This window comes from Campylobacter insulaenigrae NCTC 12927 (assembly GCF_000816185.1).
GTDB lineage: Bacteria > Campylobacterota > Campylobacteria > Campylobacterales > Campylobacteraceae > Campylobacter_D > Campylobacter_D insulaenigrae.
This window is the reverse complement of record NZ_CP007770.1, coordinates 654,023-670,972: the sequence shown is the minus strand read 5'-3', so window position 1 is coordinate 670,972 and position 16,950 is coordinate 654,023. Positions and strand designations below refer to the sequence as shown.

Annotated in this window: 18 protein-coding genes; 9 read left to right on the top strand and 9 right to left on the bottom strand. The window is 28.4% G+C overall.

All coding sequences use genetic code 11. From position 1 onward, the window contains the following. Positions 1-2: 2 nt before the first annotated feature. Positions 3-482, bottom strand: coding sequence for a molybdopterin-guanine dinucleotide biosynthesis protein B (mobB, locus tag CINS_RS03485; protein ID WP_039649878.1), 480 nt, complete (start codon positions 480-482; stop codon positions 3-5). Positions 483-569: 87 nt separating this feature from the next. Here mobB and CINS_RS07810 point away from each other — a divergent pair, with 87 nt between their 5' ends. Beyond that, positions 570-1,064, top strand: a complete 495-nt coding sequence (locus tag CINS_RS07810) for a hypothetical protein (RefSeq protein ID WP_126437486.1) — start codon at positions 570-572, stop codon at positions 1,062-1,064. Here CINS_RS07810 and CINS_RS03480 read toward each other — a convergent pair. From CINS_RS03480 to gltX, 3 genes are read right to left on the bottom strand one after another with little or no spacing between them, the layout of a single operon-like run. After that, on the bottom strand, positions 952-2,586 hold the full coding sequence (locus CINS_RS03480) for a soluble lytic murein transglycosylase (RefSeq protein WP_039651353.1): 1,635 nt from the start codon (positions 2,584-2,586) through the stop codon (positions 952-954). The two genes, CINS_RS07810 and CINS_RS03480, sit on opposite strands and share 113 nt — an antisense overlap. 3 nt (positions 2,587-2,589) lie before the next feature. After that, positions 2,590-2,877 (bottom strand): YggT family protein, encoded by a 288-nt coding sequence (locus tag CINS_RS03475; protein WP_039649876.1) that lies wholly within the window; start codon positions 2,875-2,877, stop codon positions 2,590-2,592. Position 2,878: 1 nt separating this feature from the next. Then, complete coding sequence (gene gltX, locus CINS_RS03470; RefSeq protein ID WP_039649874.1) at positions 2,879-4,174, bottom strand: glutamate--tRNA ligase; 1,296 nt, start codon at positions 4,172-4,174, stop codon at positions 2,879-2,881. Positions 4,175-4,299: 125 nt separating this feature from the next. On the opposite strand from gltX, the gene CINS_RS03465 reads away from it, so the two are divergent. After that, the gene (locus tag CINS_RS03465) at positions 4,300-4,722 is read left to right on the top strand and encodes a PepSY-like domain-containing protein (RefSeq protein ID WP_039649872.1); all 423 of its coding nucleotides are present in this window, start codon (positions 4,300-4,302) and stop codon (positions 4,720-4,722) included. A gap of 29 nt (positions 4,723-4,751) precedes the next feature. Here the strand turns inward: CINS_RS03465 and CINS_RS03460 are convergent, their stop codons facing one another. The 5 genes from CINS_RS03460 to CINS_RS03440 all read right to left on the bottom strand — a co-directional run bounded on the left by CINS_RS03460 (position 4,752) and on the right by CINS_RS03440 (position 11,588). Continuing rightward, positions 4,752-5,285: a HyaD/HybD family hydrogenase maturation endopeptidase gene (locus tag CINS_RS03460; RefSeq protein WP_039649870.1), complete on the bottom strand. Its 534-nt coding sequence runs from the start codon at positions 5,283-5,285 to the stop codon at positions 4,752-4,754. Continuing rightward, complete coding sequence (gene cybH, locus CINS_RS03455; protein ID WP_039649868.1) at positions 5,282-5,974, bottom strand: Ni/Fe-hydrogenase, b-type cytochrome subunit; 693 nt, start codon at positions 5,972-5,974, stop codon at positions 5,282-5,284. The genes CINS_RS03460 and cybH overlap by 4 nt, the downstream gene beginning before the upstream one ends. 15 nt (positions 5,975-5,989) lie before the next feature. Then, positions 5,990-7,705 (bottom strand): nickel-dependent hydrogenase large subunit, encoded by a 1,716-nt coding sequence (locus CINS_RS03450; RefSeq protein ID WP_039649866.1) that lies wholly within the window; start codon positions 7,703-7,705, stop codon positions 5,990-5,992. Positions 7,706-7,707: 2 nt separating this feature from the next. Then, positions 7,708-8,847 carry a [NiFe] hydrogenase, small subunit gene (locus CINS_RS03445; protein WP_039649864.1) on the bottom strand — a complete coding sequence of 380 codons (1,140 nt, stop codon included), beginning with the start codon at positions 8,845-8,847 and terminating at the stop codon, positions 7,708-7,710. A 155-nt stretch (positions 8,848-9,002) separates the two neighbouring features. Continuing rightward, on the bottom strand, positions 9,003-11,588 hold the full coding sequence (locus tag CINS_RS03440) for an ATP-dependent Clp protease ATP-binding subunit (RefSeq protein ID WP_052251960.1): 2,586 nt from the start codon (positions 11,586-11,588) through the stop codon (positions 9,003-9,005). A 206-nt stretch (positions 11,589-11,794) separates the two neighbouring features. On the opposite strand from CINS_RS03440, the gene CINS_RS03435 reads away from it, so the two are divergent. Genes CINS_RS03435 through crcB form a run of 7 tightly spaced genes read left to right on the top strand, consistent with a single transcriptional unit; the run spans position 11,795 to position 16,941 of the window. After that, on the top strand, positions 11,795-13,108 hold the full coding sequence (locus CINS_RS03435) for a S41 family peptidase (protein ID WP_039649862.1): 1,314 nt from the start codon (positions 11,795-11,797) through the stop codon (positions 13,106-13,108). Positions 13,109-13,110: 2 nt separating this feature from the next. Next, positions 13,111-13,824 carry a phosphoribosylaminoimidazolesuccinocarboxamide synthase gene (gene purC, locus CINS_RS03430; protein ID WP_039649860.1) on the top strand — a complete coding sequence of 238 codons (714 nt, stop codon included), beginning with the start codon at positions 13,111-13,113 and terminating at the stop codon, positions 13,822-13,824. Between the two features lie 8 nt (positions 13,825-13,832). Further along, positions 13,833-14,069, top strand: coding sequence for a phosphoribosylformylglycinamidine synthase subunit PurS (gene purS / locus CINS_RS03425; RefSeq protein ID WP_039649858.1), 237 nt, complete (start codon positions 13,833-13,835; stop codon positions 14,067-14,069). After that, the gene (purQ, locus tag CINS_RS03420) at positions 14,066-14,716 is read left to right on the top strand and encodes a phosphoribosylformylglycinamidine synthase subunit PurQ (protein ID WP_039649856.1); all 651 of its coding nucleotides are present in this window, start codon (positions 14,066-14,068) and stop codon (positions 14,714-14,716) included. The genes purS and purQ overlap by 4 nt, the downstream gene beginning before the upstream one ends. Continuing rightward, entirely contained in the window at positions 14,710-15,912 is a 1,203-nt protein-coding gene (locus CINS_RS03415; RefSeq protein WP_039649854.1) for an SH3 domain-containing protein, read from the top strand. Before purQ ends, CINS_RS03415 begins: the two co-directional genes overlap by 7 nt. After that, positions 15,890-16,576, top strand: coding sequence for a lysophospholipid acyltransferase family protein (locus CINS_RS03410; RefSeq protein WP_039649852.1), 687 nt, complete (start codon positions 15,890-15,892; stop codon positions 16,574-16,576). Before CINS_RS03415 ends, CINS_RS03410 begins: the two co-directional genes overlap by 23 nt. Continuing rightward, the gene (crcB, locus tag CINS_RS03405; RefSeq protein WP_039649850.1) at positions 16,573-16,941 is read left to right on the top strand and encodes a fluoride efflux transporter CrcB; all 369 of its coding nucleotides are present in this window, start codon (positions 16,573-16,575) and stop codon (positions 16,939-16,941) included. Before CINS_RS03410 ends, crcB begins: the two co-directional genes overlap by 4 nt. The last annotated feature ends 9 nt before the right edge of the window (positions 16,942-16,950 follow it).

Sequence of the window (16,950 nt, the reverse complement as noted above, 5' to 3'; positions counted from 1 at the left end):
CCTTAAACTTTTTTAGAATTTTTTAATATAAAATCACAAATACCTTCTAAATCATTTAAATCAAGCCAAGCAACATTTTTGTGATCAATTTTTTTATAGCTTGCAACTGCATTAGAATAATCAAAATATTCCTCATCTACATCTTTACAAAAAACACTAATTCTTGGCATAGATAAAGTTTTTAATCCTTCTATAAATAAAAAATCAAAATCATCAAACATTGCAACAGCTTTATCTAAATCACTACAAGCATGTTGAAACAAAGTTGTTCTAGTCGGGCTTAAAACCATTACATCCGCTCCACTTTGGAAAAATTTAAAGCTATCTTTTCTTGCATTATCAAAACAAGCTTTATCTCCTGGATCATGTTTTATAATACATACTTTAAAATTTTGATCCATAAAATAACTAGCAACTTTTGTAATAAGTGTAGTTTTACCTGAATTTGAAGGACCGCTAAATGCCATAGCTAATCTTTTCATAATTTTCCTTTATGGGTAAGAAAATAATGATAATTATATCTTTTTAAAAGTTAAAAGCTTATAATTATAAAAAAATTAAGGACAAAAATGAAAAAAATATTATTTATATTTTTATCAACACTTATTTTAATTGCTTGTAGTAACAAAACTCAAGAACAAAGTATAGTCAATTTAAAAAGTCAAACCTTAATGTATGCTCAAAAAATAAATTTTGATTACAAAAATTCAAGAGTTGTAGCAGTGATTAGTTATTTAAATCCTGTTTTAGATCAAAAAAGTGAAAAAGAAATTTTTATCTTAAGTTTATTACCTAGCATTAATTTGAATGCTAAAGATATTAGCATATTAGTTGATGGCAAAAAAACACAACTTGAAATTTTAGATGAAAATGATGAATTATTTAAATATATTATTAAAAGTAATTATGCAAATTACTACAAGATTACTCTTAATAAGTTGATAAATAAAGCTAGTTTGCAGCTAAACTCTTGTTTTGAGAATCAGTGTTTTGAATCAAATTTTCAAAAAATTTCGAAATCGGTGTATTATCGTTCAGAAGATGAAGATAAACAACATAATTAGCCAAAACTTTTTTCGCATAATTCCTGCTTTCAGCATATGGCACAAGTTCCATAGATAAAAATGGTTCGTATTTTCCATCTTTGAACATATCATCTCTTTTTAACATTCTAGTTGTAAAACCTATACCACCATTATAAGCATAGGCTACAAAAACTGGAGAATTTAATTTAGATTCAAGATAATCTAAATGATGATTTGCAAACTGATATGCTATTTTTGGATCAAATAACATATCTTGATCAAAATTTTTAATTTGAAGTTCTTGATTACCTATATGATTTGCTAAAAATGGTATAAATTGCATTAATCCTAAAGCATAAGATGTGGAAATTGCTGTGGGTATAAAGCGACTTTCTTGTCTAGCAAGCGCCAATATCATAGCTTGTCTTTTAACATCATAATCTTTCAAGTAACTAAAATATGGCATTATGAAATAATTTTTACTAAATCCTTCTACTCTTTCTTGTATATAAGCATAAATTGCTATATTTTCTTTAGTATAAAATTCTTTTGCCATTTTAGCCAAATCTTTTTTTGGCGTGTTGTTAATTTTCTTAGAGAGTTCTTGCCAAGCAAAAGGATCTTTCATATTAAAATCATTTTTTTCTTTTTGAGGATTAAGAATTTCGATTTTATGTATAGGTTGTTGCTTTAATTCTTTTGCGTAAAGACTATAAATATTTAAAGAATTGCTTTGAGATAATTCTTCAAGATATTGTTCATCTTTGCTTAATTGATAAAGCCAAAAAGTTGCATTATCTATCAAATTTTGACTTTGAAATGTATTTTTTGCCACCTTAAAAAAATCAAATGCTTTTGTATCATTATTTTCTAAAATAGCATTTATACCAAGATAAAATGCATTATCTTGATGGGTTAAATTCGCATCAATATTTACTAAAGATTTTCGCATTAAAGGATTTTTCTTCTTGATAATAATTTCTTTTATGAAATTTGTAAATTCTTTTTCTAAAGCAAGTTCATTTAAAAATTCTTTTTCAAGAAAAAAATCTTTTTGATTATTATCAAATTCATAAATTCTATAAAAATTTGAACTATCATAATTTGAAATAACATAATTTAAAGGATCTTTGGAATCAAAGGCATCTAATAATTTTGATATTTTAGCATTTTCAGATGGAATATTCTTTTTTATCAACTCTTTTGTAGAAGAATTTAAATCCTGTACAAAAGTTAAACTATTTAATCTCACCAATTGACATGTTAAATTTGCATCTAATATGTTTTGTGCATTAAATTTATAACAAAGTTCATATTCTTTATTATAACCTAACGGTGGAATTATAGCTTCTATTGCAGTTTTTATACGACCTGCATAACGATAAATATGTCCTTTTAAAGTTTTAATATCATTTTTTTTAATCTTATTAACTTCTAACAAACGATAAAGATAATAATCCTTAGCTAAAGAATTTGGTTTTTTCTCTAATTCTTTATACGAATATGGTGCACAATCTGCAAAAATAACACTCAAAATAAATACTATTAAACTTTTTTTCAACACTTATAAACTTCCTAAAATTAAATTTGACAAAAATATTTGTATAAACTTAAGTAATAAAATAATAATCAAAGGAGCTAAGTCTATGCTTCCTATTGTTGTTGGAATAAATCTTTTAACCAAAGCATAAGCTGGCTCACTTAAACGATATAGAATTTGCACTATAGGATTATATGGATCAGGTCTAACCCAAGAAATTAAAGCAGAAATTATTATAATCCAAACGTAAATATCAATAATCAATGAAAAAATTTGAACTAACGATATAATTAAACTTGAACCAATATCCATTTTACTTCCTTATAATTTCTTGTATAAAAGGTCTAATTAAAATATATAAATCACTTAATTCTGGTCCATGTTTTACACCTGTTAAAACTAAACGCAATGGCATAAAAAAGTTCTTCCCTTTTAAAGCCGTTTTTTCCATAAGATCTTTTTTAAATGTTTCATAATCCATTGGTAATTCTTGATCTATCAAAACACCTTTTATAAGGTTGCATTCATTTACAAATTCTTCATAATTTTTAGAAGAAAAAATCATTTGAATTTTTTCCTTTATTTCATTTAAAGTACTAGCTTCTTGAGTATAGAATTTAGCTAATTGTGCTACATCTTGACCAAATTGTAAGTATTTGTTTAATTCATTATCATCTAGCATTTTTATATGCTCACGATTAATTTGCATCAAACGCTTAGTATCAAATCTTGCAGGTGATTTTGATATTTTACTTAGATCAAACCACTCAATAGCTTCTTCTAATGTAAAAATTTCTTTAGGAGTTTTATTCCCTAACAATATAAGATAATTAGCAATCGCGCTAGCTAAATACCCATTATCAAGCATCCATTTGACACTAGAATGGGCTTCTCTTTTACTCATCTTAACACCATCTTCGTTTAAAATTATAGGCAAATGGGCATAGGTCATATTTTTATCATAATCCAAACTTGCTCTAATATACTCTTGTTTAGGCGTATTTGAAACATGATCTTCTCCTCTGATAATACAAGTTACACCTTCAAGCATATCATCAATAGCACACGCAAAATTATAAGTTGGAGTTTTATCAGCTCGCATTATGACAAAACTATCTATGTCTGTTGAGTTAAAAGTGATTTCTCCTTTAATAAAATCCATAAATTTCATTTCTTTACAAGGTTTTTTTAATCTTATAACAAATGGTTTTTCACAATTTAAAACATCAATATCACTCAACTTCTCACATGTACCATCATATCTATAAGCCTGATTTTTTGATTTTGCAAGCTCTTTCTTTTTTGCCAAATCATCTTCTGTGCAAAAACATGCAAAAGCTTTTTTTTCACTTACTAATTTTAAAGCCATTTGACGATGAAATTTCAAATTCTCACTTTGAACATAATAATGTTGCCAAGTAATACCAAATTTAGTCAAAATATCTTTAATTTCTTCTTCTTTACCTGCTATATTTCTAACATTGTCCGTATCTTCTATACGCAAAATAAAATCAATGTTTTCTTGTCTTGATTTAATATAATTAAACAAAGCTGCTCTTAAATTTCCAATATGCATATCTCCAGTCGGCGAAGGCGCAAACCTATACATTAATTTTCCTTTTATATAAGTTTTTTGAAATTATACAATGAAATACTTACTATTTTTTAAGTTCACTAAAATTTACTCTAATAGAATATTATTTCTAGAACAAAATAACAAAAAAAGGATTAAAAATGAAGGTAAAATTAATTTTATCGGCTCTAATGTTAACAAGTGTTATCTTTGCAAAAGATATGATTGTAGGAGAAAACGCTCTCCCAGAAAATTCAAAATCATTTATAAAGCAATATTTTTCAAATGCCAATATTACGTTAGTAAAACAAGATATTGATAGTTTTGATGTTTATTTAGATAATGGTACTGAACTTGAATTTTTTTCTAATGGTGATTGGAAAGAGATAGATTCAAAATACAATCCTATGAATACTTCTTTTTTGAATCAAAATATTTTAAAAACAATTAAAAAAATGCATCCTAATGCAAATATTATCAAAGCAGAAAAAGAAGTACAAGGATTTAAATTTAAACTAAATAATATGATGGAAATTTATATTGACGCTAATGGCAATTTTTTAGGACAAAAACTTGACGATTAAAATTAATATCAAGCTTAAAAAGCTTGATATTAATTTTTATATGAATTTAGCGCAAGTTCTTCAATTTTATAATCTGCAATTTTTTTACAAACAAAGCCTTTATCTATAAAAAAGTTTATTAAAATTTTTTCCATCTTATTTAAAGAAGGCAAAATTTCATTAGAAAGATTAAAACTTAGTGGTTCTATGCGTTTAGGGACACAAGCTAAAATTTTAGTTTTAGGAAGATCTCCCATCAATTCCATATATTGTAATGTTTGAAGCATTTCAACCTCATGAGCACTACCACTCCAGTTGACCTTTTTTGGCATAGCTTCATAAGAAAAGAAGAAAATATCTCCTATTTGTGCATCATCAGCTGCAATACAGTCAATCACTACCATTTCATCATATTGAGCGATAATATAGCTCAGTTGTAATGCTAAAGTTCCACCATCAACAAAATCAACACTATCTATATCATGATGAAAACTATAATTTTTTTCTAAAAGTTTGCAAAGATGAACGCCTAAACCTTCATCTGCAAACATAATATTTCCAATTCCAAGAACTAATATCTTCAATGATTTTCTTTTACAAATTTATAACCACTAAAAATAGCATCTAAAGCTCCATCTTTACCTTTTACTGCATTAAATACAGCCATGTAAATATGAATCGGAATAAAAATCAATATAACCCACATTAAAACTCTGTGATAAGTTCTAACATCAGCTAAACCACCCAGCATCGCTTCAATTGGCTTTAATATACTATATAAAAAACCACCTAAACCTTCGTGATAAACATTCATATATAGAATTAATCCTGTTAAAATAATTCCAAATATAACAAAATAAAAGAAAAGATATGTTACAAATTGCAAAGGATTATATACCCCTTGCAATTTTGGATGCTTACCTAAGAAAATATAAAATTTAATTTGCTCCACCCATATCTTAATATTAAAAATATCTTTAATACTCTTTCTTTCTCCAAAACTTTTAGCATCGCAAAAGAATAAATAAGTTTTAAAAATTATACATGCAATTAATATAAAACCAAAAATTTGATGCACCATACGATATTTTGCCTGCATGAATAAAGTTGGTTCTGATGATATAGAAGGAGATTGAAATACATAAGAAATGTAATATCCAGTTCCCACTAAAATCACAATCGCAATAGCTCTTATCCAATGCGTAAAACGAAGACCAATACTAAATTCGTATTCTGCTTTTCTATTTGATTTCAAGGAGTATTTAGAATCCATGCTAAAATCCTTTTCTTATAAATTTACATTTACTTTGTACTCACTAAGATTATTACCCTTAGTATCCATCACATGCACCGCACAAGCAATACAAGGATCATAAGAATGTATTGCCCTAATTACTTCTAAAGGTTGTTTGACATCAGCTAATTTTGTACCAATAAGACATTGCTCATAACTTCCACCTATTCCATTAGAGTCTTTTGGGCTTGCATTCCAGGTAGATGGAACAACAGCTTGCCAATTTTCAATAACACCATCTTTAATTCTACACCAATGACTCAACGCGCCACGAGGAGCACTACCCATAAATCTACCCTTATATTCTTTATTTTTATCAATCATATAAGTAGCACAAGTATTTTCATCTGATTTTAGATTTTCAACTAAAGAATTAAAAGCTCTTAATCCATTATCAGAAATAATTTTTGCTTCAATAGCTCTTGCCCCTGTTCTACCCAAAGTACTCATTAATGCATTAAGCGGTAAACCACTTGCTTTCAAAAATGCGTCAGTTGCCTCTACTACTAATTGATTACCTTTTGCATAATTAACCAACATATTTGCTAATGGACCAACTTGCATTGGTAAATTCTCATATCTTGGAGCTTTAATCCAGCTATATTTACCTTTTGTATCAAATACCTTGCTATGAACTTGATTCCCTTTATCGTCAATACTTTCTCCGTCTACTAAACCTGTATAATTTGGATTTGTTTTACCATCATAAGGATGAAGCGGCTCATTATCAGCATACCAAGATCTAGTAGCTTCTTCAGTAATTTTTTCTTCGTCAACCTCTTCAACTTTACTTAAATCACCATTTTTAATAATTCCACCTTCAAATAACCACTCATCTTTAGAAATTTGAAATTCTCTTTCTGTGTAAAAATTATTTACACCTACATCATTTAATACACTTGCTTCTTGAGAATAAGCCTTAGCAGCCATAATTAAATCTGGATAATAAGCACGATTAACAAAATCAGCTACTTCTTGAAATTTTGTCATATATTCAGCCATCCTAGATGGATTTAAAAGATCCATAACACAAGTAACTCCACCTACAGTTAAACTCTGTGGATGAGGATTTTTAGCTCCAAATATAGCCATAGCTTGAGCAATAACTCTTTGAATTCTTAAACACTCTAAATAATGAGACAACGCAATTAAATTTTGTTCTGGTGTAAAACGATAAGTTGGATGCCCATAATAAGCATTAGCAAATGGACCAAGATTACCCTTATCCACAAAAGTTTTTAATTTTTGCTGCACCTCTAAAAGCTTGTCTGCTCCAGTTGCATACGGAATATCTGTATATTTAAAAGCCTCATCACTTGCTTTTTTTACATCAGCACTTAAAGCACTTACAACATCAACAAAATCCAAACCATGAAGTTGATAAAAATGTACCACATGATCATGCAAATATAGTGCTGCATTCATCAAAGTTCTGGTTAATATCGCATTTAAAGGAGGAGTAATTCCTAAGGCATTTTCTACAGCTATAATTCCTGCTCTATAATGTGAAAATGTACAAACACCACAAATTCTTTGGGTTAAAAAACCTGCATCTCTAGGATCTCTACCCTTTACAATTGTTTCTAAACCCCTCCATAATGTGGAACCTGAATAAGCTTCTTTGATAACATTATTGTCATCTACAATCACTTCAACTCTTAAATGTCCTTCAATTCTAGTAAGCGGGTCGATGATAATTTTTTTTGACATTATTAATCCTTATTTTTTTCCAATGAAGCAATAACAGCATGAGCAGCAACTGCGACGCCAGTTACACACAATACCCCTATACCAATCTTATCTGAAATATTATCAGCACCTAAGCCATATACGGTATCAAATAACCTTCCAGCCATAACTTCTTCAAAAGGTCCCATTGTATCCCAAAAATCAGGTTCTGAGCATCCTATACATCCATGTCCTGCCTGTATAGGCCAAGAAGTATGCTGATTAAATCTTTCTCTTGAGCAATTATTAAAAGTATATGGTCCCTTACAGCCAACTTTATATAAACAATATCCTTTTTTTGCACCTTCATCACCAAATTGTTGCACAAATTCACCAGCATCAAAACGACCTCTTCTTTCACAAAGATCATGAATTCTAAGTCCATAGGCCCATTTTGGACGATTATACGCATCAAGTGCAGGTAATGTTTGATATAATATGTAATGAATCACATTGCCCACTATATTTTTTTCACTTGGTGGACAACCAGGAACATTAATTACTGTTTTTTTTGTAATTTTATTTAAACTTACTGCATTACTAGGATTAGGCCTCGCTGCCTGAATACCACCAAAAGACGAACATGTACCTATAGCAAAAATAGCTAAAGCATTATCACAGGCTTCTAAGGCTATTTGTTTTCCTGTTTTACCATGTGGTCCTATAGTTAAAAAGTTTTCTGTATTTCCCGTTGGAATTCCACCTTCAACCATTAAAATATATCTACCTTTATATTTTTCCATAGCTGATTGAAGATTGTGTTCAGCTTGCCAACCAGCAGCATTCATAATAGTTTCATGATATTCTAAAGAAATATGATCAAAAATTAAACTATCAATACTTGGCGCATCACTTCTTAATAAACTCTCAGAACAGCCTGTGCATTCTGCCATATGAAGCCAAATTACAGGAAGTCTATCACTAAGCTCTGCCGCCCTTGCAACCACTGGAGTAAAACTAGCAGGCAAAGCCAAAAAGGCCGTCATAGCACCGGCCCATTTCATAAAATCTCTTCTTGAAAAACCAGATTGTTCTAAAGCTTTAGATATGGAAATCTCATTTTTCAAAAGAGGAAGTTTTTCTAATTCATCTAAACGGCGATTAAAAATATCTAAATCACTCATTTGTTTTCCTTAAAAATAAAATATCTACTTGAGATTGTAAGATAATAAATGTTAAGAATTTATAAAAAATATAAAAAATATAAAAAATGATACTTTATGTTTACAATTAAATGATAATAAGATATTTTTAATCTTAAAAATATAAATAAGCAAGCTTATGCTTGCTTATTTTTGAGAATATTAAGCTCATTATTATATAAATCAATGATTAGTTCATCACCTTCATTTAATTCATCAGCTAAAATCATATCACTTAATTTATCTTCAACTAAATCATACAAAGCACGCTTCAATGGTCTAGCGCCAAATTCCTCATCAAATCCAACTTGCGCTATGAATTTAGTTGCCTCTAAACTTAAATGTATCTTAATACCCCTGTTCTCAAGATTTTTTTGCAAAGATTTAAATAAAAGTTTAACTATCATTTCAGCTTCTTTTATCCCTAAAGGATTAAAAGTTATAATATCATCTAAGCGATTTAAAAATTCAGGTCTAAAAAATTCTTTTAAGGCAACTTTTAATGCACTATCTTTTTCTTGCCCCTTCAAAGTAGTGATTAAATTTGCACCTATATTTGAAGTAAGTATAATAATTGTATTAGTAAAATCAACTACAACACCCTTGCTATCAGTAGCTCTACCATCATCTAAAATTCCTAAAAGTATATTAAAAACATCTTTATGAGCCTTTTCTACTTCATCAAACAAAACTACACTATATGGTTTTCTACGCACAGCTTCTGTTAATTCACCGCCTTCTTCATGCCCAATATATCCTGGAGGAGCTCCTAAAAGTCTAGATACACTATGCTTTTCCATAAATTCACTCATATCAAAACGTATCATAGCCTTTTCATCATCAAACAAAAACCTAGCTAAAGCTTTGGCACTTTCTGTTTTGCCCACACCAGTTGGTCCTAAAAACAAAAAACTACCTATAGGTTTATTTGCCTGATTAAGTCCTGCCTTGTTGCGTTTTATTGCTTTTGCCAAAGCATTTAAAGCCTCATCTTGCCCGATAACATTTTCCTTTAAATAATCTTGTATATGAAGAAATTTTTGTTTTTCAGAAGTAAGCATTTTTTGCACACTAATACCTGTCCATTTACTTAAAATTCCAGCAACTAAATCTTCATCTACTTGATTTTTTAATAAAACTCCTTCTTCGGTCATTTGTTTCCATTTATCTTCTAAATTTATCACCTCTTTTTCACATTCTGGTATTCTTCCGTATTCAATTTCAGCTGCTTTTTGAAAATCTCCTTTGTTTTTAGCAAAAATTGCCTCATTTTTTAAGCTGTCAATATCTTTTTTCTTCTGACTGATCATATTAAAAACATTTTTTTCATTTTCAAATTGAGAATTAAGTTTAGCTTGCTCTTCTTTTAAATTTGCTAACTCTTTTTTAATTTCTTCTAATCTTTTGAAATTAGCTTCATTTTTTTCCATTTTTAAAGCTTCATTCTCCACCTCTAAACTCTCTATGTCTTTTCTCACTTTTCTTAAAGAATTAGGCTCGCTTTCTATTTGCATTTTAAGCTCAGCTGCTGCTTCATCTATTAAATCTATTGCTTTATCAGGTAAAAATCTATTTGCTATATAGCGTTTAGATAATTTAACAGCTGCTACCAAAGCACTATCATTAATGGTAACATTATGATGAATTTCAAGCTTTTCTTTTACACCTCGCAACATAGCTAAAGCTTCATTTACATTAGGCTCATTCACTTGTATTGGTTGAAATCTTCTTTGCAACGCAGCATCTTTTTCAAAATATTTTCTATATTCTTTCAAAGTTGTAGCTCCTATAGTATGCAGTTCTCCTCTTGCTAAAGCTGGTTTTAGTATATTTGCTGCGTCCATACTTCCCTCGCTAGCTCCAGCACCAACTATAGTGTGAATTTCATCTATAAATAAAATTATATTTTTATGTTTAATTACTTCTTTTACAACAGCTTTTAATCTATCCTCAAATTCTCCTCTATATTTTGCTCCAGCTATTAATGCACTCATATCTAGTACTACAAGTTTTTTATTTTGCAAAGTGGTTGGCACATCATTTTTTACGATTCTTTGCGCTAAAGCTTCTACAACGGCAGTTTTTCCAACTCCAGGTTCTCCTAGTAAAATAGGATTATTTTTTGTTTTTCTAATTAAAATTTGCATCAAACGCTGAATTTCTTCTTCTCTTCCTATTACAGGATCAAGTTCTCCATTTATGGCCTTTTGTGTTAAGTCTATACCAAATTTAGACAAAGAATCTAATGTCTCATCACTTGTTTTATTATCAATCTTATTACCAGCACGCATATATTCTAATTCTTTTTTCAATTCATTCAAATCTATAAATTTGGCTAATATATCTTTTATGGCAGTATTGTTATTAACTTCTGATATTAGCCACATATCAACAGCAAGATAATTATCACTATTTTGTAAAGCTAAACCTTTAGCTTTTTCTAATGAATTTATGAATTCATTAGAAAATTTAATATTATCTTTATTAACATTTGAGCTAGTTGGTAAATTTGAAATTTTACTTTTAATTTCCAATTCAACAGCTTCTTTAGAAACATTTAATTTATTAAATGCTTGATTTAATAAACTAGAGCTATCAACACTTAAAGCCCATAATAAATGCAAAGGTTTTATTTCATTATTTTTACTATGTATAGCTAATGATATTGCACTTTCTATATTTGATACCATGGTATCAGTTAAAAAATCTTGTATATTTGCCATATCAATCTCCTTATTTTAATATTAATATTGTTTACATTATATAACTTTAGTCTATTATTGTCAAGTTTATTTAGTTATTTTTATTAAATTTTCTTTATATTGAACGATTATATATCTAAAAATATTACGGGTATTTACAATTTTTTAAGCAAAAATTACTAAAATTATATATTTATTTTAAATCATTAATTTTTTGGAGCTCTCCTTTGAAAACAAAAAGAAATATTATCATTGCGGCAAGTTTATGCAGTTTATTTGCAGCTTCATTTATTTTTACAAATTTACAAGCTAAAAATACTCCCTCTAGCGAAGCTGAGAAAAAGATCGAAGCTTTATCTAAATTGACAAGAACTATGTCTATTATAGAACAATACTATGTTGATGATGTTAATTATACAGATTTAGTAGATAAATCAATTGCTGGATTGTTAACTAATTTAGATGCACATTCATCTTTTTTAAATGACAAGGATTATAAAGAATTAAAAGAACAAACCAATGGAGAATTTGGAGGATTAGGCTTTACTATCACTCAAAAAGATGGAGCAATCAGTGTCGTAGCACCAATAGAAGGTAGCCCTGCTGATAAAGCTGGTATAAAAACTGATGATATTATCTTAAGAATTAATAACGAATCAACATTAGGCATGACACTCAATGAGGCTGTATCAAAGATGCGAGGAGAACCTAAAACAAAAGTTACTCTAACCATTTACAGAAAAGGAGAAAATAAACCTTTTGATGTGAATCTTAAAAGAGATATTATTAAAGTTGATAGTGTTTATAGCAAAACAATAGAAGGTGAAAATTTACTTTATATTAGAGTAACAAATTTTGATAAAAATGTCGTTAGTGAAGTTAGTAAAGCTATAAAAAAACATCCTAAAACTAAGGGAATTATACTAGATCTTAGAACAAATCCTGGAGGAATTTTAAATCAAGCAGTGGGTTTAGTAAATCTGTTTGTAGATAAAGGTGTAATTGTTTCCCAAAAAGGAAAAATAGAAAGTGAGAATACCCAATTCAAAGCAATTGCAGATAAAAAAATATCTGATGCACCTTTGGTTGTACTTGTTAATGGAGGAAGTGCAAGTGCAAGTGAAATTGTAAGCGGAGCTTTGCAAGATTTTAAGCGTGCTATTATAGTTGGTGAAAAAACATTTGGGAAAGGAAGTGTTCAGCTTATTTTACCTATGGATGAAAAAGGTAACGAAGGTCTTAGACTCACTATAGCAAAATACTATCTTCCAAGCGGTAGAACAATTCAAGCAATAGGAGTTAATCCTGATGTAGAAGTTTTTCCTGGAAAAGTTAGCAAAGAAGAAAATCACGGTTTTGAAATCAAAGAAGCTGATTTAAAAAAACACTTGCAAGCTGAACTTGATAAAATGGGAAATGAAAGTAAAAAAGAAAACAAAGAAGATAAAAATATCATTAATAAAGAACAAATTAACAATGACATACAATTAAAAACAGCAATAGATACCATTAAAATTTTAAACATCACAAAAGGAGAATGATCATGGCAAAAAAATTAAATCTTCTATATGAAGGAAAAGGCAAAAAAATGTTTAATACTGATGATGATAATCTTCTCATCACAGAATTTAAAGATGATCTTACTGCTTTTAATGCTGAAAAAAAAGGTAGTGAAGCAGGAAAAGGTGCATTAAATTGTAAGATTAGCACTGAAATCTTTCATCTTTTAGAAAAAGAAGGCATTAAAACGCATTTGGTTGAGACCATTAGTGAAAAAGAACAAGTTGTAAAAAAATGTCAGATTATTCCTATTGAAGTTATTACAAGAAATGTTGCAACTGGATCTCTTACTAAGAGATTGGGAATTCAAGAGGGGACAATTTTGCCGTTTTCGGTAGTAGAATTTTGTTACAAAAACGATGAGTTAGGAGATCCTCTTATCAATGATGAACACTGTTTAATTTTAAATTTAGTGAAAAATGAAAAAGATTTAGAACTCATCAAAAAAATAGCAAGACAAATTAACACTATTTTAGTTAATTTTTTTAATTCCAAAGGATTGAGACTTATTGATTTTAAATTGGAATTTGGAATTGACAGTGATGGAAATATGATTTTAGCTGATGAAATTAGTCCTGATAGTTGTAGATTTTGGGATAGTAAAACTAATGAAAAATTAGATAAAGATCGTTTTAGACAAGATCTTGGAAATGTAAAAATGGCATATGAAGAAGTATTAAAAAGAATTTTAAGTTAGGATAAAATATGAAAGTTGTTGTAAATATTACTTTAAAAAATGGTGTATTAGATCCACAAGGTAAAGCTATAGAAAAAGCTTTACACTCTCTAGATTTTAACAATATCTCTAATGTCAAAACTTCCAAGCAAATTACTTTTGATATCGATAAAAATGATAAAAATGAAGTCTTAAAACAAACTGATACTATGTGTAAAGAGCTGCTTGCTAATGTTGTTATAGAAGACTATGAGATAATAATATGAAGATAGCAATTATTCGTTTTCCTGGAACTAATTGTGAATTTGACACACTTTTTGCATTTGAAAAATTAGGAATTCAAGCTGAAATCATTTGGCATGAAAGACAAGATTTTTGTGCAGATTTAATTGTTATTCCAGGTGGATTTTCATACGGAGATTACTTAAGATGTGCAGCTATAGCAAAACTAGCTCCTGCTATGAAAACTGTTCAAGAACATGTAAAAAAAGGCGCTTATGTGCTTGGCATTTGCAATGGATTTCAAATTCTTTTAGAATTGGGGTTACTAAGCGGTGCTATGAAGCATAATAACAGTTTAAATTTTATTTCTAAAATGCAAAAATTACAGGTAGTATCCAATGATAATGTTTTTTTAAAGAATTTCAAAAAAGATGATATTATAGAACTTCCTATAGCTCATGGAGAAGGAAATTATTTTAATACTTCTGATGGTCTAAAAAAACTCGAAGATAAGAATTTAGTGTTATTAAGATATATTGATAATCCTAATGGTTCGCTTAATGATATAGCAGGAATTTGTGATGAAAATAAAAAAGTATTTGGCCTTATGCCTCATCCTGAAAGGGCATGTGATAAAATATTAGGTTCTGAGGTAGGACTTCAATTACTTCAAGGATTTTTAAATTGTTAAAATCTTTAAAAATTCTTTTAATTTTGATTTTAGCACTTAATATTTTCGCACAAGAAAATAGTGTATTTGATAATTATAATACTCTAGAAAAAAATTTTAACTCCCTTGATGATCAAGCAAAACAAATTTATAATACTATTGCACCAAGTGATGAGAATGATTATGAAACAAAAATTGTCAAAGAAGATATACCTAAAACTTCTTTAGTTTTAAACACCAAAGAATACAAACAAAAAGTTTATGTAGATGAAATTTTTCCTATAGATTTAGAAGTAATTACTACTACAAATACTAATTTTGATCTAAATATTAGCTTTGAAAAAAGTGATGATATGCTTTGGATAAATCCAAATCCAATTTGGCAACAAAAAGCTAACTCATATAACACTACTTTATGGTTTCAAGCTAAGAGTTTAAATGCAGTTTTAGATAAAATTACCATATGGATTAGTAGGAATGATAAAATCATACAAAGTTCTTCTTTAATTATAAAGCCCATCAGCTTAGAAAAAATCGAAGCTCCAATAAATAAATACTCACATGTAGTTGCTTCAAATTTAGAAGTAAAACAAATAAAAGCAAATAATTTTGATAATGAAAATATGATTTTATTTATAGAACTTGTCGGTGAAAATACAAATTTAGAAGGTTTTGAGATTAAAGACATCCAAAAACAAGGTGTTGAAGCAATTAAAGGAGATTTTTCCAAGCAAAGTGCATTTTATTATGCTATATTAGATAAAAATAAGTCAAAATTTGATTTTTCATATTTTAACACAGCAAAAAAGGAATTAAAAGATTTTTCATTAAAAATAGAACTTAAAGAAGATAGTATAAGCACTCAAAGTGATTTAAATCCTAAAACAAATGATTTTAATTTTTACAAACAAATTCTTTTTTGGTGTTTTTGTTTTATTTTTGCAATGTGGTTTATATTCAAAAAAAGTTATATTGCTTTAGGATTTGCAGTTTTAACTTTAATAGCTAGCTTTTTGTCTTACAATAATATCTACAAAGCTTCGCTGAAAGCACAAAGTAAAATTCAGATTTTACCAACATCAAATTCTACATATTTTTATTCAGGAGAACAAGATCAAGAGGTTGAAGTGCTAGATAAAAGAGAAAATTATAGAAAAATTTTATTTAAAAATGGGAAAATAGGATGGGTTAAAAATGAAGATTTGGCAAAGAATTAAAGCCCTATTTTTCTGGATAGAATTTGTTTTTTCCATTGCAATATTATGTATATTATTTTTATTATTTCAATCTCAAGAAAAAATATGGAGATTAAGAAAATATTGGGCAAAAATACAAAGATATGTTATTAATTGTAAAATAATCCCTATTGGATCAATTCATCCACAAACTAATTTACTTTTAATTAATCATCAAAGTCTACTTGACATAGTAGTTTTAGAGGATTTAAGTCCTAAGAATATTTCTTGGATAGCAAAAAAAGAGCTTGGAGAAATTCCCATTTTTAAAACTATCATAAAAAAACCGAAAATTATTTGTATAGATAGAAGCCCAAAAGGATTAATTAAACTACTAAAAGAGGCAAAACAAAGATTAAATGAAGGTAGAATTCTAGCAATTTTTCCAGAAGGAACAAGATCAAAAACAAAACAACTTTTAAAATTTAAAATTGGTGCGAAAATTTTAAGTGATAAATTAAATTTAAAAGTTCAACCGATAGTTATTGTTGATTCTGCTAAAGTTTTAGATACAAAAACTTTTTGCGCTAAAGGCGGTGAATTAAAAATTATTTTTTTAGATTTAATTGACACAAGTAAAGAAAATTGGCTAGAAGAAGCAAGAAGTATTATGCAAAAAACACTTGATGAGCAAAGACAGATATGATCTACACACTTTTAGCAGTAGGATTTGGTGGATTTTTAGGTGCCATAGCTAGAATTTTAACTACCAGTATTTGCAATAAGCTATTTCCGCACAATTTTGCATACGGGACCTTAATGGTAAATATCATTGGTTCCTTTTTAATGGGTATGTTTTTTTCTTATATAAATTCAAAAGAGTTAAATATTTTATTAAAAAGTTTTTTAAGCACAGGTTTTTTAGGAGCTTTTACAACTTTTTCAGCTTTTTCTTATGAAAATTTGTTATTTTTACAGAGTGAAAACTATTTTCACTTTATTGTAAATACCATTTCTCATCTGAGTCTTTGTTTGTTAGCAGTATGGCTTGGATATTTAATTTTTAAATAAAAAGGATAA